This is a genomic window from Vibrio floridensis (genome assembly GCF_021852965.1).
Taxonomy (GTDB): Bacteria; Pseudomonadota; Gammaproteobacteria; order Enterobacterales; family Vibrionaceae; genus Vibrio; species Vibrio floridensis.
In genome coordinates this window covers 34,989-54,703 of the sequence record NZ_JAKGCY010000003.1, presented here as the reverse complement: position 1 = coordinate 54,703, position 19,715 = coordinate 34,989, and the positions used below count along the sequence as shown (strand labels likewise).

Here is a 19,715-nt window from a genome sequence, read left to right as displayed (position 1 = left end):
AACGTTAACTATTCTGCTAACAATGGTCCGTATGATATTTATCATCCGGGCCATTTATTTTAGGGACATAAGAATATGAGCTACCAAGAAAAAAATGCAATGTCGCCAATTATCGACGCACTAGTACCAATGGTGGTTGAACAAACTTCCCGTGGTGAACGTTCTTACGATATTTATTCGCGTTTGCTTAAAGAGCGAGTGATTTTCCTAACGGGTCAAGTTGAAGACCACATGGCAAACCTTGTCGTGGCTCAGCTACTTTTCCTAGAATCTGAGAATCCAGACAAAGATATTTTCTTATATATCAACTCACCAGGTGGCAGCGTGACAGCAGGTATGTCAATCTATGACACCATGCAGTTCATCAAACCAAACGTGAGTACGGTGTGTATGGGTCAAGCATGCTCAATGGGTGCGTTCCTATTGGCAGGTGGTGCGCCAGGCAAGCGATATGTTTTGCCGAACTCACGTGTGATGATTCACCAGCCATTAGGTGGCTTCCAAGGCCAAGCTTCCGACATTCAAATTCATGCTCAGGAAATTCTTACTATCAAGACAAAACTGAACAAGTTGTTGGCGGAGCACACTGGCCAACCATTGGAAGTGATTGAGCGTGATACTGACCGAGATAACTTTATGTCGGCAGATCAGGCTGTAGAATACGGTTTGGTGGACGCAGTTTTGACTCATCGCAATGCTTAATTAGCCTGCGCAAACTGATTCAAATTGTTATACACTCAAACATAAAGAGTAAAGGCTAAGAGGTTAGCGAATGACAGACAAAAGCAAAGAGAGTGGTAGCGGTAAGTTGCTTTACTGCTCTTTCTGCGGCAAAAGCCAGCACGAAGTTCGCAAGCTAATCGCTGGTCCATCCGTTTACATCTGTGATGAATGTGTCGACTTATGCAACGACATCATCCGTGAAGAGATCAAAGATGTGCTACCAAAACGTGAATCTGAAGCGTTGCCAACGCCTCGTGAGATTCGTGCACATCTTGATGACTATGTAATCGGTCAAGACCATGCGAAGAAAGTGCTCGCGGTTGCGGTATATAACCACTACAAGCGTTTACGTAATGGTGATACAACCAGCGATGGTGTTGAACTTGGTAAGAGTAATATCTTGCTGATTGGTCCAACTGGTAGCGGTAAAACGTTATTGGCTGAAACCTTGGCACGTTTTCTTGACGTACCCTTCACCATGGCAGACGCAACCACGCTGACAGAAGCGGGTTATGTGGGCGAAGATGTTGAAAACATCATTCAAAAACTGCTGCAAAAATGTGATTACGACGTAGCGAAAGCAGAGCGTGGTATTGTGTATATCGATGAAATCGACAAGATTTCTCGTAAAGCAGAAAACCCCTCTATTACTCGTGACGTTTCTGGTGAAGGCGTTCAGCAAGCGTTGCTTAAACTGGTTGAAGGTACGATTGCTTCTGTACCACCTCAAGGTGGTCGTAAGCATCCGCAGCAAGAGTTTTTGCAAGTGGATACGTCAAAGATCCTCTTTATCTGTGGTGGTGCATTTGCCGGTCTAGATAAAGTGATCGAACAACGCGTTGCAACAGGTACAGGCATTGGTTTTGGTGCGGAAGTCCGCTCTAAAGACGAAAGCAAAACAGTGGGCGAACTGTTCACTCAGGTAGAGCCAGAAGATCTTGTGAAATATGGTTTGATTCCTGAGTTTATTGGTCGTCTACCAGTGACCGCTTCGTTGACCGAGTTGGACGAAGAAGCATTAATTCAGATTCTTTGCCAACCAAAAAATGCGCTAACAAAGCAATATGCAGCACTGTTTGAACTGGAAGGTGCGGATCTTGAGTTCAGAGAAGATGCGCTAAAAGCGATCGCGAAAAAAGCGATGGAGCGTAAAACAGGTGCTCGTGGCTTGCGTTCGATTTTGGAAGGCGTACTACTAGAAACCATGTATGAACTGCCATCGATGGACGACGTGAGCAAAGTTGTCATTGATGAATCGGTGATTAATGGTGAATCAGAACCGCTGCTGATTTACACCAACAGCGACAGTCAAGCAGCTTGCGCTGAGTAAATTTTATGATGGCAATGAAAGGAGGTAAGGAATTACCTCCTTTTTTATTTTCTTTTATTGAATCCAAATAATTAGCCCCCATATACTGCTCATAATAGTAAGTGGAAGAGAGAATTATATGAACTTGGAACGTTCCGAGCGTATCGAGATCCCCGTACTACCTCTACGAGATGTGGTGGTTTACCCACATATGGTTATTCCGTTGTTTGTTGGCCGTGAAAAGTCGATCAGTTGCTTAGAATCGGCAATGGAGGCTAACAAGCAAGTGTTGCTTGTCGCGCAAAAACAAGCAGATACAGATGAACCCACAGTCAACGACTTGTTTGAAGTAGGCACGGTAGCCACGATTCTGCAATTGCTTAAACTGCCAGATGGTACGGTGAAAGTACTGGTTGAAGGTCAACAGCGCGCCAAAATTACCCAATTCAAAGAGAGTGACTTCTTTTTAGCGGAAGCGGAGTTTATCGTCACTCCTGAGCTGGATGAACGCGAGCAAGAAGTTATTGTTCGTAGCGCCATTAGCCAATTCGAAGGCTTCATCAAACTCAATAAGAAGATCCCACCAGAAGTGCTGACTTCCCTTGGTGGTATTGATGAAGCGGCACGCCTTGCAGATACCATTGCTGCCCATATGCCACTGAAGTTAGCGGATAAGCAGCAAGTCCTTGAAACTGTAGATATTACCGAGCGTCTAGAGTTCCTAATGGGACAAATGGAATCAGAAATTGACATTCTGCAGGTTGAAAAGCGTATCCGTAATCGCGTTAAAAAGCAGATGGAAAAATCTCAGCGCGAGTACTATCTGAATGAGCAAATGAAAGCGATTCAGAAAGAGCTTGGCGAATCTGAAGATGGCGTAGATGAGTTTGAAGCGCTCAAACAAAAGATTGATTCGGCTAAAATGCCGAAAGAAGCGCGAGAAAAAACCGAACAAGAACTGCAAAAGCTGAAGATGATGTCACCGATGTCAGCGGAAGCGACAGTCGTGCGCAGCTACATTGATTGGATGGTCAATGTACCTTGGCACAAGCGTTCAAAAGTGAAAAAGGACCTCGCTAAAGCGGAAGAGATCCTTAACGAAGATCACTATGGTTTGGAACGTGTCAAAGACCGCATTCTTGAATACTTGGCGGTGCAAAATCGTATCAACAAGCTAAAAGGCCCGATCCTGTGCCTTGTTGGACCTCCTGGTGTTGGTAAAACCTCATTAGGTCGTTCAATTGCCGCAGCAACAGGTCGTCAATATGTGCGTATGGCGCTTGGTGGCGTACGTGATGAAGCCGAGATCCGTGGTCATCGCCGCACTTACATCGGTTCATTACCTGGTAAGTTGATCCAAAAAATGGCCAAAGTTGGCGTGAAGAACCCACTATTTTTGTTAGATGAAATTGACAAAATGTCTTCTGATATGCGTGGCGATCCTGCGTCTGCTTTGCTTGAGGTTCTCGACCCAGAACAGAACAACTCGTTCAACGATCACTACTTAGAAGTGGATTACGATCTATCTGATGTGATGTTTGTTGCAACGTCTAACTCAATGAACATTCCTGGACCTCTATTGGATCGTATGGAAGTGATCCGTCTTTCTGGTTACACAGAAGATGAAAAGCTCAATATTGCTAAACGTCACCTTGTGGCGAAGCAGGTAGAGCGTAATGGTCTAAAACCACATGAAATCGTTATTGAAGATTCTGCCATCACGGGCATCATCCGCTTCTACACACGTGAAGCAGGTGTGCGTAGCCTTGAGCGTGAGATTTCGAAAATCTGTCGTAAAGCAGTGAAGAACATTCTGCTGAAGCCAGAGCTTAAGTCAGTGACGGTAAACATCGAAAACTTGAAAGAGTATCTAGGTGTTCAACGTTTTGACTATGGTAAAGCGGATGACAGCAACCGAGTAGGTCAAGTGACAGGTCTTGCGTGGACGGAAGTCGGTGGCGATTTGCTGACGATTGAGACTGAGGCGATGCCGGGTAAAGGTAAACTGACCCAAACTGGCTCACTGGGTGACGTGATGCAGGAGTCGATTCAAGCGGCCATGACGGTTGTACGTTCTCGTGCAGAAAAGCTGGGCATCAATTCTGACTTCTATGAGAAGAAAGACATCCATGTCCATGTGCCTGAAGGGGCAACACCAAAAGATGGCCCAAGTGCCGGTATTGCGATGTGCACGGCGTTAGTCTCTAGCTTAACGGGTAATCCTGTCAAAGCAGAGGTCGCCATGACAGGTGAAATCACACTACGTGGTGAAGTGTTACCAATCGGCGGTCTAAAAGAGAAGTTGTTGGCTGCACATCGTGGTGGTATAACGACGGTACTTATTCCGAAGGACAATGAGCGTGACCTAGAAGAAATTCCAGACAACGTTATCGCTGATTTGAAAGTCATTCCAGTTCAATGGATTGATGAAGTTTTGAAAGTTGCACTTGAGCGAGACCCGACTGGGGTAGAGTTTGACGCTAAAAAATAGTGATGTGTAGCAAAAATAAGTAAAAGTTTACGCTGATAGGTTCGAAAAGGCTTGTCAGCGTTTTTTTTGGGCGCTAAGTTAGAGCTCGATGGCTGCCAGCCCTTTTAAGATAAGGCTTGGCGCTAATTTTTAGTATTAATGGAACGAAAGTCATCTAAAAAAATAATCACAGATGGCACAAAGGGGAATGACAGTGAACAAAACTCAACTAGTAGAATCAATCGCTGCAAAAGCGGACATTTCTAAGGCGTCAGCTGGTCGTGCACTTGATGCATTGATTGAAGCCGTGAGCGATACTCTTCAGTCTGGTGACCAAGTTGCTCTAGTTGGTTTCGGTACTTTCAGCGTGCGCACTCGCGCAGCTCGTACAGGCCGTAACCCTAAGACTGGTGAAGAGATCCAAATCGCAGAAGCGAAAGTACCATCTTTCAAAGCAGGTAAAGCTCTTAAAGACGCTTGTAACTAATCGCAATAGCGTGAATTTTGTTCAATCAAACCCGTTTGAACACGATTTTGCGATGTGAAAGCCGAACTTTTTTAAATTATGCGCATCCTACTGATGCGCATTTCTTTTTTCTGGTATTATCGCGTGATTACATTTCAAGAGAAGCATTGGCTTCATGAGTGGAGAGCAGTTTAGTTATGATGGATCGATTGCGCGAAGGCGTGAATAGCATCGCGGTTAAAATTATCCTAGGATTGATCATCCTATCGTTTGTTTTTGCTGGTGTTGGTAGCTATATCGTGGGTGGTAGTAGCAACACAGCTGCCAAAGTTGGCAATATGGAAATTGGTCGTGGTGAGTTTGAAATGGCTTACCAAAACGAGCGTAATCGTATGCAGTCGCAACTAGGAGATTACTTTTCTCAACTCCTTGCTGACCCTGCTTACGTAGAGTCTTTCCGTAAATCTGTTCTTGACCAAATGATCAACGATGTTTTGTTGGATCAGCATGCAGAGTCATTAGGTTTGCGTATTAGTGACGCGCAAGTAAGAACCTTGATTCTTGCGATGCCAGAGTTCCAGCAAGATGGCAAGTTCAATCAAGATATCTACCAAGCAACATTGCGTCGAGCAGGATATTCTCCAGATTCGTTTGCGGAATATATGCGCCGTCAGCTAATTCGCTCTCAACTCTTAGATGCATTGCAGACCAGCGAGTTCATACTACCTGGCGAAGTAGATTCAGAAGGCAAACTATTTACGCAAACCCGCGATGTACGTTCAATCGTCCTGAATATCGATGAGTTCGCGGACAAAGCTGAGCTCAACGAAGAAGACATTCAGCAGTATTACGATGCGAACAAGGCTCGTTTTACTCGCCCAGAGCAGGTGAAAGTCTCTTACATTGAACTGGCTGCAGAATCTCTGAAAAAACAAGTTGCGGTCTCTGATGAAGAAGTGAAACAGTACTACCAAGAGCATCTGGATAAATACTCTTCAGAAGAGCAGCGTCGAGTGGCTCATATCCTCATTGAGGGTGATGACCAAGTTAAAGCGCAAGCGATTTTAGACGAGTTGAACGCCGGTGCGGATTTCGCGGCACTAGCTCAAGAGAAATCAGACGATTTTGGCAGTGCTGATAACGGTGGTGAACTGGGTTGGGTTGAACGTGATGTGATGGATCCTGCGTTTGAAGAAGCGGCGTTTGCGCTAAAAAATGTTGGTGATGTAACAGGCTTGGTGAAGTCTGACTTCGGCTACCACATCATCAAACTCGAAGAGCTAAAAGAACCTGTTGTGAAACCGTTCGATGCAGTGTCGGCTCAAATTAAGCAAGAAATGGTGGATCAAAAAGCGATCGACATGTTCTATGACTTACAAAGTGAGCTAGAGAAAGTGGCGTTTGAGTATCCTGACTCACTTGATCAAGCTTCAAAAGTCATTGGTCAAGAAGTGAAGCATACAGACTTTATTTCTCAAGTCGATGCACCTGAATTATTGCGTACACCAGCGGTAGCACAAGCGATTGTGAGCCCAGAAGTGAAGCTTGATGGATTGAACTCGGAAGCGATTGAAGTTGCACCAGAGCACATCATCGTCGTTCGCGTAGATGACGCTCGTGATGAAACCGTGCTTCCTTTGGTCGAGGTTCAGGCTCAAGTGGCTGCCGAGTTATCTCGCGTAAAAGGTGAGCAACAGGCGCTTGAAACGGCGACTGAAGTGGTTAAAGCTCTGCAAAACGGCAACAATGCAATCTTGGTAGAAAAAGGCTTATCATTTGGCGATCTTGAGAAGATTGACCGTCGTTCACCGCTTGCTCAAACCGTCTTTGCGATGGCGAAACCTGAGCAGGGTGCAGCGGTTTACGCTCAAAGCAAAGACATGGTGGGCAATATCGTAGTTGTCGCGCTAGAGAACGTTGAAGAGAGCCTAGAACCGACACTCGCTTCACAGATCTCAGTACAGCTGCAACGTGTTTCTGCCCAACGTGACCTAAGTGCGGTGGTGTCAGTTCTTCGTGCTAATACCGATATTGAGTACTTTGTTGTGAGTAACTAATCAATTCAATATGAAATTGATATGTCACGTTAAACAGGCCGCATCAGCGGCCTGTTTTATTTTTGTAAGTGCTCGCTTTTTAGCCTTGGTTGTCTTAGGTATAAATCCTTGAACACATCACAAGGAAACGACTATGAAACGTGTAATAACTCTTTTCGTCCTGGTTTTGGCTTTTGCCTGCCCATCGGTAGCACTGGCTGAGGGAACATCGAAATCGGCTGAACAATATGAAGGTATCGAAATCACGGTGAACATCAATACTGCAAGTGCAGAAGAGATAGCCACTATGCTAAAAGGTATTGGTGTCAAAAAAGCGCAGCAGATCGTCGAGTATCGCGAGGCAAATGGACCGTTCAAAGCGATTGATGAGCTGGCGTTGGTCAAAGGAATTGGCAAGTCGACGATTGAGAAGAATCACTCGCGAATTAAGTTGTAGAGACGCTCATTTACCCCAAGACGAGCCGTTGTAGCGTAATATACGTGAGCTCGGTATCAATGAACAAAGCTGACTCTGTCAGCTTTGTTCATTTTATGGCTTTCCACTTTAGCGCGACGAGCTGGTAGAGCGGGCTGAATATTGCCAGTAGCAGTCCTGCGATCATGCCACTAAGGTGTGCTTCGATGGCGACTCTCGCACCGATCAACTCGCTGGTACTGCTTGATGCACCCATCCAATGTTCCCAAGCGACTTTTCCTATCACGCCCACAACTAGGAGCCAACTGCTCCTTCGGCCATTCACTGCTTCCGTTAGTGCGAAGTAAGCGAATAAACCGTGTAATGTTCCAGAAAGGCCAAGATAAATCTGCATGTCAGTTGAGAGATTTGCGAGACCAACAAGGATGCTGACGGCGATTAGCAGCAACAATACTATGTTCCAAGCGGGTTTGAATAAGTGGGTAATGACCCAAAGCCCAGCGAGGTTCATTAATAGGTGAGGGTAGTTGGTGTGCGTAAAGTTTCCTGATAGGATCCGCCACCATTCTCCCTCATTTATGGCTTGTCGATGCCACTCCGTCCACTCAGACAGAAGTGGCTGTTGGAGCAGCAAGCAAATGACACTGGTTATTGTCAGGACTAGCGTAAGGTTCACATTATGTCTCGATATTGTTCTCAATGTGGTAAAGCGAAAAAAGCGTGTATTTGTCAGTGGATAGAATCTCTTGCCTCAGATGTGGAACTTATCATTCTACAGCATCCGAGTGAAGAGCTGAGACCGCTTGGTACCGCGAGAATTCTCGATTTGTCGCTGGAGAGCTGCCAGCTGTTAATCGGTGAAGATTTTTCCACGCATTCACTACTTAACCAACTGCTTGCGGATGATCGTTATCAACACTGGTTGTTGTTTCCTAGTGAGCAGGCAGTAGAGGTTGAAGAAGTGGCGCGTTCACTAACGGCGAACGGCAAAGTTCCACGGATCATTTTACTTGATGGAACATGGAAGAAAGCGTACAAAATGTGGCAAGTTTCTGAGAACTTACAAGGTTTGCCCTGCGTGAAGTTGCCCCAGGGGTTGAGTGGCAATTATCGGATTCGTAAGTCTCCGAGTGAGAATGCCCTATCCACAGTCGAAGCCGGCTTTCATATTCTGCGCTATCTGCAGCCTCAGGGTGACTTCAGCGCTTTAATTACGGCATTCGACAAAATGATTGAATTTCAAATTGCACAAATGCCGCCAGGTGTGTTTGAACAGAATTATCTCGACAAATCCTAGTGGTGTGACGAGAAAAGTTGTTGATGTAAACGCTGTGCATGGCCATCGGTCATTGAAGAAATGTAATCGGCGATGACACGCATTTTGGATGTTTCATCGCTGACCGCTTCCCATGTTGCACGCGTGGTTATGGGCAATAGTCGTTGTGGATCTGCACTGAGCGCTTCAAACAAATCCATAATGATCTGTTGTCCCTTATACTCGACAATTTGAACCTGAGGAATTTGAATTACATACTGGCTGACAAAGTGCTTCAAAATCGACAGTGCTTTCTCCATGCCGATATCGAGATAGGCATTAAAGGCCAACAGTGGACTTTCAAATTCACCGTCGACGGGCTTAACGTCGATGCTGGTGAGTAGTGCGTTAACCATGCCGCCAATGGCGTCTTTTCGTTGATGATGTTGGCCACTGAAAAGCATATCACCGATAGAGGTGATGTGTTTTTCGAACCAAGCGTCACCACAGTCAGCCAGTTGGCTTGCCGCACCCTCCTGCCACTGGTGTCGCGTCACGAGTCCAAGAACAATCGCGTCTTCGAGATCATGCACCCCGTAAGCGATATCGTCGGCTAACTCCATAATAGAGCAGTCAAGCGACTTGAAACGCGTTTTACGATGTTCAAGTGGCGCACGCGTTTCTTGCTCACGCATGGCGCTAAGCTTGATTTTGTCCTCTTCATCGAGTGGTTCGAGCACCCAATCAAACAGCGCCTTATCACAATCGTATATGCCTTTTGCGGGGCTCCACTGCTTGGCTTTGATTTGACGTTGATGGACCGCTGCTGCAGGTTGCTGAGGTGCTCGAGTTTGGCTGATCAGGGCGGGGTATTTGATTAAACCCAGCAGCGTTCTTCTCGATAAGTTCATCCCGAAATGTTCAGTGTAAGGCTCTAATTGCGTCACGATACGAAACGTTTGAGCGTTGCCTTCAAAGCCGCCATGGTTGCGCATCATATAATTGAGCGCAATTTCACCGCCATGGCCATAAGGTGGATGGCCGATATCATGTGCTAGGCATAGTGCATCAATGAGGCTATCACTCGGCAATAGATCGCGAAAAATAGGCTGTTTTTTCTTTATTTGAGCGACGATACCTGTGCCGAGCTGCGCAGCTTCTAGAGAGTGCGTCAAACGTGTGCGATGGAAGTCCTCTAAGCTATTGCCATGCACTTGCGTTTTAGCTTGCAGACGGCGAAAAGCCGCGGAATGAAGAATTCTGGCGCGATCTCGTTGAAATGGGCTTCGGTGATCATCTCGACGAATCTTATGTTCGTCATCATGGCGTTCAAGCCACTGAGGGCTAATGGTTAATGACACAATACTTCTCCAAAGTCGTTAACTGATTTCGTCCAACGAGAGCTCAAAACTGGGGGCAAAGGTATGGAGAAAATACTCCATTTCTGGTGTTTTTCGCTCAGCCAAAGTGATGTCGAGGCGTTTTTTTGCCAGTGCAAACTCGTGGTTGCCTGCACTGAGCTCTTCGAGACATTTAAGATAGGCACAAATGGAATCAGCTTGTTTGACGATTTGAGCTTCTTCTTCCGAAGTTTGTTGTGAGATGACAAATGGACGAAAGTCTTCCTGAAACTCTTCAGGTAGCATGGAGAGCAGTTTTTGCTCGGCGGCAGCTTCGATTTTCTTATACTCCTTTGCGATTTCAGGGTTGTAATATTTTACTGGTGTGGGCAAATCCCCCGTCAAAACCTCACTACTATCGTGATACATGGCCAACACGGCCACCCGCTCTGCATTAATGTGACCACCAAACTTCTTGTTTTTGATCAGCGCTAAAGCATGGGCAACAAAGGCGACCTGCAAACTGTGCTCAGAGACGTTCTCACTGGAGACAGAGCGCATTAATGGCCAGCGTTGAATTAGCTTCATACGAGCCAAATGAGCGAAAAAATGGCTTTCTTGCACGATAGTCACCTCAAAACGCAGTTAGAAAAAAGGTGTTCCAATGGAACACCTTTAAGCATATGAAAGTTTAACAATAATTACTACTGGCTATAGCCATGTAAGAAACGTTCAAAGCGCCCAATCGCGGTTTCGAGATCTTCGATGTGTGGTAGAGTGACAATGCGGAAGTGATCTGGTTTTGGCCAGTTAAAGCCAGTGCCTTGTACAAGGAGCACTTTTTCTTGAACCAGAAAATCGTAAACCATCTTTTGGTCATCTTTAATGTTGTATTTTTTCGCGTCGATCTTAGGGAAAAGATACATTGCGCCTTTCGGTTTCACACATGAAACGCCAGGGACTTGGTTGATCAGCTCCCAAGCGCGATCACGTTGCTCCAATAAACGACCGCCAGGTAAGATCAATTCATTGATGCTCTGATAGCCCCCCAAGGCAGTTTGAATCGCGTGTTGCATTGGTACGTTAGCGCACAGGCGCATCGAAGCCAACATGTCCAAACCGTTAACATAGCCTTGCGCTAAATGTTTTGGTCCGGTCATAAACATCCAACCACCGCGGAAACCACAAACACGATAGGCTTTTGAGAGGCCATTAAAGGTCATCACCAGCACATCATCCGTTAAGGTCGCGACTGAGGTGTGAACCGCTCCGTCGTACAACACCTTGTCGTAGATTTCATCGGCGAAAATCATCAGCTTGTGTTGACGCGCGATCTCGATTACTTCCAGTAGAAAATCGCGGCTGTAGACGGCACCCGTTGGGTTGTTTGGGTTGATAAGCACAATACCACGAGTTTTGGGCGTGATCTTCTTGCGCATGTCGTCAAGGTCAGGATACCAGTCTGCTTGTTCGTCACATAAATAATGTACTGCCTTACCACCAGAAAGTGCGACGGCAGCTGTCCATAGTGGATAGTCTGGTGCTGGGACCAGCATCTCGTCACCGTTGTTAAGCAATGCTTGCATGGCCATTACGATCAGTTCAGAAACACCGTTACCAATGTAAACGTCTTCCACATCGAGAGAGCGAATCCCTTTGCGCTGATAATGCTGAACAACGGCCTTACGCGCTGAATAGATGCCTTTAGAATCACAGTAACCTTGCGACGTAGGCAGGTTGCGAATCACATCGACCAAAATTTCATCAGGGGCGTCAAAGCCAAATGGGGCGGGGTTTCCAATATTTAGCTTAAGGATTTTATGCCCCTCTTCCTCCATGCGCTTAGCATGTTTGAGTACCGGCCCCCTGATGTCATAGCAGACATTGTCGAGTTTTGACGACATCCCAATATTTTGCATTGTACAATTCCTGAAAATTTGTAAATTTCTTTATTTAAGGATACTAAATTGACATTTTTTAGAATAAAAATCTACACAAAAGTCAAAATTAGATCTGTGTCGCTATCTTATTGGTGAAACTATTGATGGTAAGGTACGTCTGTTATCACAGGATTCTGCAAAAGATCGCACACAACCTTGATTTGATCTGGGTCTATCAATAGAGTAACCGCAGTTATTCTTTATCCTCTAAATGTTCGAGGTTGTTTTGTCACATTTCCATCAAGCCATAACTACTCTCATTGAACGTGTCAAAAATGCCAAGGATGACGAGACTCGTCTGGTCGAGCTTTTAACTACAAAACCTACATTTGCGTTCATTGACTGGCTTGAAGCCCAGCCGGTTTTTCCCAAATTTTATTGGCAATCACGCGATACCCGAGAAGAAGTTGTTGCATTAGGACAGTTGCACACTTTTGTTGACCCTGGGCCAGCTTACGCCATTTTGTCCCCAGGACAGCGTGTCTGGGGAGGACGATCCTTTGATGGAAGTAGCGAAAAGAACCGTCGCTGTATGCCTTCTTTTTTCTTTTTACCTCAAGTGGAACTGATTCGTTTAGACGACAAATGGTCGCTTGCGGTGAACGTCGCGGGTGATAAGTCTCGAGTTCTTGCCTCTTTAAAGAAGCTAACATCCGACGCCAAGTTGTTAGTGCCACTCACCGCTCATATTCAATGCATCGAGCACATCCCTGAACGAGCGGGGTGGTGTGACTTGGTGAGCAAAGTGCTTGAAGGTATTGAGTCGGACGCATTTAAAAAAGTGGTTCTGGCACGTAAAACAACGGTGCATTTAGACTCTGCGCTGTGCGCGGCGCAGTTGCTTAAGGCAAGTTATCTGCAAAATCACCACAGTTTTCACTTTATGCTGAGTCTCGACAGTAAACACAGTTTCATCGGCTCAACACCAGAGAGACTTTACTTGCGTCAAGGGCAAGAGTTGTATACCGAAGCATTGGCGGGCACCATTGGTCGTGGCCACAACGCTACGCAAGATATGGAACTGGCCAGTTGGCTTTCACAGGATGTCAAAAATCTGAATGAAAACCAGTATGTGGTTGACGATATCGTTGATCGCCTTACACCTCATGCTGCGAGTGTAGAGGTTGAGTCTGAAGCGCGTTTAGTGCGCCTGCGTAAAGTTCAGCATCTGAAGCGCAATATTCATGCTCAGTTGAAGGCGGGAGTCAATGGCGTTCAACTGCTCTCGGCTTTACAACCAACCGCGGCGGTTGCAGGATTGCCTCGTCAAGAGTCCATGCAGTTTATTGTTGACAATGAACCGTTTGCGCGCGGCTGGTACGCAGGCTCTGTGGGTTACATCAGTCATGAAAAAGCGGAGTTTTGTGTCGCTATTCGCAGCGCTTTGATTGTTGATGATTCCCTTCAGCTCTTTGCTGGCGCCGGTATTGTGCCGGGCTCGATTGCAGAACACGAGTGGAGTGAGTTAGATAAAAAGATGTCGACTTTACTCTCCCTCATTTCGGAAAACCCGCCATTAGGAGTGGCTTCATGAGTCACGATCAAGCCGTATTAAATCGGATTTGGTGTGAAACACTGCTTGAGGAGCTCTATCGTCACGGTGTTCGAGATGTGTGTGTTGCGCCGGGTTCGCGTTCCACCCCATTAACCTTAGAGGCCAATGCGCATCCTGATCTCAAACTGCATACACATTTTGACGAAAGAGGGCTCGGTTTTCTGGCGTTGGGTTTAGCGAAAGCCAGTGAACGTCCAGTCGCGGTGGTGGTGACTTCTGGCACTGCTGTCGCAAACTTGTTACCTGCCGTTGCCGAGGCGGGTTTGACGGGAGAGAAACTGGTGCTGCTCACCGCAGACCGACCGATAGAACGTGTGGGATGCGGGGCCAATCAAGCTATCGCACAACAAGGTATTTTTTCGTCACACGTGAGTGGTTCGTTAAACCTCCCAAGCCCAACGTTGCAAACACCTTTGAGCTGGCTACTCACCTCGGTGGATCAATTGATGCAGCAGCAGGCGAGTTCCGGTCACGCTGTGCACATTAATTGTCCGTTCCCTGAGCCACTCTATTCTTCACAGGAGAAATCGATTTACCAATCGTATCTGGATACTGTTGCAGCGTGGAGAATGAACGAAGAAACCTACTGCCAACAAGTGACGATGCCAAGCGCGGTAACAATTGCTGCGCAAGAAGTGGAAAATCGCAAAGGGCTTGTGATTATTGGTAGTGTGCCACGCGATCAAGCTCTACACGCCTATCGATTTGCTCAGTTAATGGGATGGCCAGTGCTTTGTGACCCTCAATCGGGGCTGACATCCTCATGGAGTGGTTTCGATATTTGGCTACAGAATGCCAGCGCGGCGTCATGGTTATCGCAAACCGATTTGGTGGTGCAATTTGGTAGCAGAATTGTTTCCAAACGCTTGAACCATTGGCTAGAGAAACAAATTTCGCCTGAGTGTGACTATTGGTATGTCTCTGAACAACGAGATCGCAACAACCAAGCGCATTTGCCTCAGCGACACTATGTTTGTCGAGCCGATCTTTGGGTTTGCACGCTACTAAGTGATGGGGTCCCGGCATCCTTGTTTTCAGGATGGGGTGATGAGCTAACGAGATTTAGTTCTGGCGTGATGGCTTGTGCAAACGACATTTCGATGCAGTCGCTCTCCGAGTTAGCGATTGCTCACCAACTCGCGAAAATGCTCGGGTCGGCAGACCTGTTTTTGGGCAATAGCCTCTTTGTTCGCTTGGTCGATATGGTGGCCCAGTTGCATAAAGTTGAAGTTTTTTCCAACCGAGGCGCATCAGGTATCGATGGTTTGTTTGCCACCGCTTGTGGCGTGCAACGTGCGAGGAAAAAGCCAATGCTACTGACGATTGGCGATACCTCTGCGCTCTACGATCTTAATTCTCTAGCACTCTATACGCATTTAACAACACCGGTCGTCATTATTGTTACCAACAACGATGGTGGCGCGATTTTCGATTTGTTACCTGTCCCTGAACAGCAGAAACAAGCGCTTTATCAGATGCCGCATGGATACCAGTTTGAATATGCCGCCAAACAGTTTGGACTTGCTTACCAGCAACCTGATAGCTGGTCTGCACTGCATTCTATCGTCAATACTCACTTTGAGTCGGGTAGTGGGACACTGTTGGTGGAAGTGATTACGCCGCCAAACCAAGCGTCACAGCACATAAAACAATTGGCTGATCATGTCCGTGCTCTCGTTTAATTATCAGCAAGGCAATGGTGATGACCGTTCGCCCGTGTTGGTATTTCTGCACGGATTATTGGGCTGCGCGGAAGATTGGCGTGCCACGCGATGTTCACTCAAAGCGTATCCAACCCTAACGATTGACCTTGCAGGGCATGGCCAAAGTGTTGGCATTGCCCCAAGTTGTGCTGCGGAGAGTGCAGAGCAAGTAGCGACGGTGATTGAGCAGCAATTGGCCCAACGCCCATGTATTCTCATTGGTTATTCAATGGGAGGCCGAATTACCATGCAGGGGCTTGTTGAGCACGCCTTTGCCGCACTGAATCTACGCGGAGCTTTGATTGAAGGCGGCAATTTTGGTTTAGTCAGTGAGCAAGAAAAGCAGCAACGCTGGATCAGTGATAGCCATTGGGCGAAGCGATTTCGTGAAGAGCCCATTGAACAGGTATTAGCCGATTGGTATCAGCAAGGGGTATTTTCTTCACTAAACCATGCGCAAAAACAAACCTTGATAGCAAAACGAAGTGCTAATCTTGGTGCGTCAGTCGCGGAGATGCTATTAGCCACTTCTTTGGCGAAGCAACCGAATCTTTTGCCTCAGTTGCAACGCTCTAGCGTGCCTTTGCACTATGTATGCGGCGAAAAAGACACAAAATTTCAAGAACTAGCGAGGCAGAGTGGCTTGTCCTGCTCGATAGTTGACAATGCGGGCCACAATGTCCATCAAGAGCAGCCTAACGCTTTTGCTGACATCGTCCGTGCGTTTATTCATTCGGTTTATCAACGATAAACACATTAGAACAATGGGAACCACCATGGCTAAAACAGTAGGCATCACTGAAGCAGAACTTTACGCACCAGTTAATTGGAATGACTGTAGTGCGCCCTATGAAGATATTCAGTACCACAAGTCGGAAGACGGCATTGCAAAAATCACCATTGCACGCCCTCAAGTGCGTAATGCATTTCGCCCGCAAACCGTCAAAGAAATGATCCAAGCACTGGCGGATGCTCGCTATGACTCTAACGTGGGCGTGATCATTTTGACCGGTCTCGGCGAAGACGCGTTCTGCTCTGGCGGTGACCAAAAGATCCGCGGCGATTACGGCGGCTATAAAGATGACTCTGGTGTTCATCACCTGAATGTTCTTGATTTCCAACGTGATATTCGTACTTGCCCAAAACCTGTTATTGCGTCAGTCGCTGGTTGGGCTGTTGGCGGTGGCCACGTTCTTCATATGATGTGTGACTTAACCATCGCGGCTGAAAACGCGCAATTTGGTCAAACTGGACCAAAAGTGGGCTCGTTTGATGGCGGTTGGGGTGCGTCGTACATGGCACGTATTGTCGGACAGAAAAAAGCACGTGAGATTTGGTTCCTATGTCGTTTTTATGACGCTCAAGAAGCGTTGGATATGGGGCTAGTAAACACCGTTGTGCCAATTGATGATCTAGAAAAGGAAACCGTACGTTGGTGTCGTGAAGTACTTCAGCACAGCCCGATGGCACTACGTTGCTTGAAAGCGGCATTGAACGCCGATTGCGATGGTCAAGCGGGACTTCAAGAGCTGGCGGGCAACGCCACAATGATGTTCTATATGACGGATGAAGGGCAAGAAGGGCGCAATGCGTTCAACGAAAAACGTCGTCCAGACTTCAATAAGTTTCCACGCAACCCTTAATTTTCTTCCCAATGTGAGAGCGATGCAGAGGCACAGAATCTGCATCGTTTAGGGACTTTTCTTTGCGATTGACGGTCTCATTCATAAAGAGTCTGACTTTCAGTAAAGCAATTTGTCGATGAAGTATTAAGGGACAGCTATGAAATCAGCCAAACTGTACCGCTACACCTTGCCAATGGACAGCGGTGTTGTGCTAAGAGATGAGAAACTGACGGAGCGTGTTGGCTACATTATTGAGCTGAACATGAACGGTCAAAAAGGGTATGGCGAAGTTGCACCATTACCAGGATTTAGCTTAGAGACCATAGAAGAAGCGGGCATTGAAGCGCAAGCACAGCTTGAGTTGTGGATGAACACCGATCATCCCATCGATTACGACGCCTTACTGCCTTCCGTTGCGTTTGGTCTTTCCACCGCGATGTATGAGTTGGAAGGGAAGTTGCCTCGCGATGGGCACTATTTGCCTGCGCCACTTTGTACTGGCGATCCCGATGAACTCATTCCGGTATTGAATGCGATGCAAGGTGAGAAAGTCGCCAAAGTCAAAGTGGGTTTGTACGAACCAATTCGTGATGGCATGCTGGTCAACTTGTTCTTGGAAAGCATCCCAGATCTCACACTGAGACTGGATGCCAATCGTGCTTGGACGCCAGAAAAAGCGCAGCAATTTGCCAAGTACATCACCCCCTCTTTGCGTCAGCGGATCGTGTTTATCGAAGAGCCCTGCCAAAAGCCCGGAGATAGCCTCTCTTTTGCTATCAACACCGGGATTGCGATTGCATGGGATGAAACCTTACAACATGCGCTGCACCGACCTGACTTTGCGCTTGACGATCTCACGGGCGTGAAAGCGATCGTCATCAAACCAACGTTGATCGGTTCGTTGCCTCGTTGTATTGCGCTGATCAAAAAAGCGCACTCTTTGGGCATCAAAGCGGTCATCAGCTCAAGTATCGAATCAAGTTTAGGGCTTACCCAGTTAGCGCGTTTTGCCAAATGGCAGTTGCCAGATGTGACGCCGGGTTTGGACACCATCGGTTTGTTCCAATCGCAGTTAATGGTGGGATGGCCGAAATGCTTGCTGCCGATCGCCTCGTTAGAAGAACAGCAATTGGTGTGGCATTCATAATGGGTGAAACGGCATTGGTCAGTAAACAACCATTGTGGAAATATTGGGCTCAGCAGAGCCCATTTTCTATGGCGCTCAATTCATCGCGTTATCAATTCAACTGGCAACAACTGAACGACGAGATTGAACGCTTAGCCAAGGTTCTTGGCGCGCAAGGGGTGACTCGTGGAGATGTCATCACTCTGCTGGGTAAAAACCATGTTGATATGGTGCTTATCTTGCTCGCTGCGTATCAACTGGGGGCTGTGGTGGCGATCACCATGCCGCAATCAATTGCAATGTTCTCAGCAAAGCTTGATACGCTTTACCGTGAGCAGCAAACGCGCTTTATTTGGCTTGATCCTAACGTTGATGGGCAGACCCGCTCGGCTTGCTCTCACGATCGTCGTAATGTGCTGCTAGAAATCTCACTCGCTTCGGATCATCTTAACTCGGTGCCTAGCAACTACGTTTGCGATTATCGCGCCGATCAACTTGCTACCATCATTTTTACCTCTGGTTCCACGGGCAATCCCAAAGCGGTGGCTCATACTCATCGGCAGCATTTCGCGTCAGCACAAGGATTGTTAGAAGAGTTCGGTTTTACTCAGCAGGATACGTGGTTGCTCTCCCTGCCGCTGTATCATGTTTCTGGCATGGCCATTGTTTATCGCTGGTTGTTGGCCGGCGCATGTTTGAAAGTGGGACATGGCGCTCTGGCTGAAGACATTCAAGGAGTGACACACGCGTCTCTCGTCGCGACTCAGTTGAAGCGCCTGCTTGATGACAACACGCCTTTGCAACTGAGCCATGTTTTGCTGGGGGGGAGCCATGTGGAGCATGCCTTGGTCCGAGCGGCGCAGCGTAAAGGAATAGAGACCTGGCTAGGCTATGGCATGACAGAGGCCGCTTCAACCGTGACCGCCAAGCAGATCGACAGCGTGAGCAACGCTGGGCATCTATTGAAAAATCGAGCACTGCAACTGATTGGTCAGCGCATTTATATCGGTGGTGAAACCTTGGCAGAAGGCTATTTCTTTCAGGGTAGCTTAACGACACTGGTGGATGAGCATGGGTGGTTTGACAGTAAAGATTTAGGCGTCTGGCAAGGTGAGGAACTTAAGATCATCGGCCGTGCGGACAATCAGTTTATCTCTGGCGGGGAAAACATCCACTGCGAAGAGATTGAAGCGGTGCTAAACGAGATTGAAGGCGTGGAACAGAGTATTGTGGTTCCCATGCCCGATGCGGAATTTGGCTATCGGCCGGTTGCTGTCATCCAAGCGCCATTGCTAGCAAACAGAGCGCAGTATGAGCAACTCTTAAAAGAGAAACTGCAAAAGTTTAAGTGGCCAGTCGCCTATTACTTAATGCCTGAGGCGTTACTGAAGGAAGGGATTAAAGTCTCGCGGCAAGCCGTTAAAGCATGGCTGGAAAATCAACTTAGTTGATTTCGACATGAATTAGTCAAAAAGAGAATTTCTCAACCTTATAACCCTCAATCATAATTGCGCATCATATGACAAAGAAAAGGCATAAGGTTGAAGATGGTAAGAGGGATCTTAATAGCAACGGCAGTTTTGCAGCTCGGTATTGCTTTGCTGAGTGATGGCCTCTATCGCTCTTTGGCCGAATTGACGGCCTTTTTGATTGTTGTCGCCATCGTTTTTGACTATCGACGCCAAGCAACCACCACCTTGCCTAATTCCCATCACTCAGCTTAATTGAGTC

18 protein-coding genes are annotated in these 19,715 nt (G+C 47.1%); 14 read left to right on the top strand and 4 right to left on the bottom strand.

Going from position 1 to position 19,715, the window contains the following annotated elements:
• Positions 1–75 precede the first annotated feature (75 nt).
• The 6 genes from clpP to LZU85_RS06550 all read left to right on the top strand — a co-directional run bounded on the left by clpP (position 76) and on the right by LZU85_RS06550 (position 7,461).
• Positions 76–702, top strand: coding sequence for an ATP-dependent Clp endopeptidase proteolytic subunit ClpP (gene clpP, locus LZU85_RS06575; RefSeq protein WP_038939456.1), 627 nt, complete (start codon positions 76–78; stop codon positions 700–702).
• 70 nt (positions 703–772) lie between these two features.
• Positions 773–2,053 carry an ATP-dependent protease ATP-binding subunit ClpX gene (gene clpX / locus LZU85_RS06570; RefSeq protein WP_176297490.1) on the top strand — a complete coding sequence of 427 codons (1,281 nt, stop codon included), beginning with the start codon at positions 773–775 and terminating at the stop codon, positions 2,051–2,053.
• A 118-nt stretch (positions 2,054–2,171) separates the two neighbouring features.
• Positions 2,172–4,523 carry an endopeptidase La gene (gene lon, locus LZU85_RS06565; RefSeq protein WP_176297491.1) on the top strand — a complete coding sequence of 784 codons (2,352 nt, stop codon included), beginning with the start codon at positions 2,172–2,174 and terminating at the stop codon, positions 4,521–4,523.
• A 187-nt stretch (positions 4,524–4,710) separates the two neighbouring features.
• A complete protein-coding gene (locus LZU85_RS06560) occupies positions 4,711–4,989 on the top strand; it encodes an HU family DNA-binding protein (protein ID WP_474001638.1) in 279 nt (92 codons plus the stop codon).
• A 176-nt stretch (positions 4,990–5,165) separates the two neighbouring features.
• A complete protein-coding gene (gene ppiD / locus LZU85_RS06555; protein ID WP_176297493.1) occupies positions 5,166–7,025 on the top strand; it encodes a peptidylprolyl isomerase in 1,860 nt (619 codons plus the stop codon).
• A gap of 133 nt (positions 7,026–7,158) precedes the next feature.
• The gene (locus tag LZU85_RS06550; RefSeq protein ID WP_176297494.1) at positions 7,159–7,461 is read left to right on the top strand and encodes a ComEA family DNA-binding protein; all 303 of its coding nucleotides are present in this window, start codon (positions 7,159–7,161) and stop codon (positions 7,459–7,461) included.
• An 88-nt stretch (positions 7,462–7,549) separates the two neighbouring features.
• Here the strand turns inward: LZU85_RS06550 and rrtA are convergent, their stop codons facing one another.
• Positions 7,550–8,116 carry a rhombosortase gene (gene rrtA, locus LZU85_RS06545; RefSeq protein ID WP_176297495.1) on the bottom strand — a complete coding sequence of 189 codons (567 nt, stop codon included), beginning with the start codon at positions 8,114–8,116 and terminating at the stop codon, positions 7,550–7,552.
• 3 nt (positions 8,117–8,119) lie between these two features.
• Here rrtA and LZU85_RS06540 point away from each other — a divergent pair, with 3 nt between their 5' ends.
• On the top strand, positions 8,120–8,737 hold the full coding sequence (locus LZU85_RS06540) for a tRNA-uridine aminocarboxypropyltransferase (RefSeq protein ID WP_176297496.1): 618 nt from the start codon (positions 8,120–8,122) through the stop codon (positions 8,735–8,737).
• Here LZU85_RS06540 and LZU85_RS06535 read toward each other — a convergent pair.
• The 3 genes from LZU85_RS06535 to LZU85_RS06525 all read right to left on the bottom strand — a co-directional run bounded on the left by LZU85_RS06535 (position 8,734) and on the right by LZU85_RS06525 (position 11,954).
• Positions 8,734–10,056, bottom strand: a complete 1,323-nt coding sequence (locus LZU85_RS06535; protein WP_237286728.1) for an anti-phage deoxyguanosine triphosphatase — start codon at positions 10,054–10,056, stop codon at positions 8,734–8,736. The two genes, LZU85_RS06540 and LZU85_RS06535, sit on opposite strands and share 4 nt — an antisense overlap.
• A gap of 18 nt (positions 10,057–10,074) precedes the next feature.
• Positions 10,075–10,659 carry a 5'-deoxynucleotidase gene (gene yfbR, locus LZU85_RS06530; protein WP_237286727.1) on the bottom strand — a complete coding sequence of 195 codons (585 nt, stop codon included), beginning with the start codon at positions 10,657–10,659 and terminating at the stop codon, positions 10,075–10,077.
• Between the two features lie 80 nt (positions 10,660–10,739).
• Positions 10,740–11,954: a pyridoxal phosphate-dependent aminotransferase gene (locus tag LZU85_RS06525; RefSeq protein WP_237286726.1), complete on the bottom strand. Its 1,215-nt coding sequence runs from the start codon at positions 11,952–11,954 to the stop codon at positions 10,740–10,742.
• Between the two features lie 232 nt (positions 11,955–12,186).
• Here LZU85_RS06525 and LZU85_RS06520 point away from each other — a divergent pair, with 232 nt between their 5' ends.
• From LZU85_RS06520 to LZU85_RS06490, 7 genes are all read left to right on the top strand, one after another.
• Positions 12,187–13,509, top strand: a complete 1,323-nt coding sequence (locus LZU85_RS06520) for an isochorismate synthase (RefSeq protein ID WP_176297500.1) — start codon at positions 12,187–12,189, stop codon at positions 13,507–13,509.
• Positions 13,506–15,212 carry a 2-succinyl-5-enolpyruvyl-6-hydroxy-3-cyclohexene-1-carboxylic-acid synthase gene (gene menD / locus LZU85_RS06515; protein WP_237286725.1) on the top strand — a complete coding sequence of 569 codons (1,707 nt, stop codon included), beginning with the start codon at positions 13,506–13,508 and terminating at the stop codon, positions 15,210–15,212. The genes LZU85_RS06520 and menD overlap by 4 nt, the downstream gene beginning before the upstream one ends.
• On the top strand, positions 15,193–15,984 hold the full coding sequence (gene menH, locus LZU85_RS06510; RefSeq protein ID WP_237286724.1) for a 2-succinyl-6-hydroxy-2,4-cyclohexadiene-1-carboxylate synthase: 792 nt from the start codon (positions 15,193–15,195) through the stop codon (positions 15,982–15,984). Before menD ends, menH begins: the two co-directional genes overlap by 20 nt.
• A gap of 25 nt (positions 15,985–16,009) precedes the next feature.
• The gene (menB, locus tag LZU85_RS06505; RefSeq protein WP_011149851.1) at positions 16,010–16,876 is read left to right on the top strand and encodes a 1,4-dihydroxy-2-naphthoyl-CoA synthase; all 867 of its coding nucleotides are present in this window, start codon (positions 16,010–16,012) and stop codon (positions 16,874–16,876) included.
• 139 nt (positions 16,877–17,015) lie between these two features.
• A complete protein-coding gene (gene menC / locus LZU85_RS06500; protein WP_237286723.1) occupies positions 17,016–18,005 on the top strand; it encodes an o-succinylbenzoate synthase in 990 nt (329 codons plus the stop codon).
• On the top strand, positions 17,942–19,435 hold the full coding sequence (gene menE, locus LZU85_RS06495; RefSeq protein ID WP_419795960.1) for an o-succinylbenzoate--CoA ligase: 1,494 nt from the start codon (positions 17,942–17,944) through the stop codon (positions 19,433–19,435). The genes menC and menE overlap by 64 nt, the downstream gene beginning before the upstream one ends.
• Before the next feature lie 96 nt (positions 19,436–19,531).
• Complete coding sequence (locus tag LZU85_RS06490) at positions 19,532–19,708, top strand: hypothetical protein (protein ID WP_045595807.1); 177 nt, start codon at positions 19,532–19,534, stop codon at positions 19,706–19,708.
• Positions 19,709–19,715: the final 7 nt, after the last annotated feature.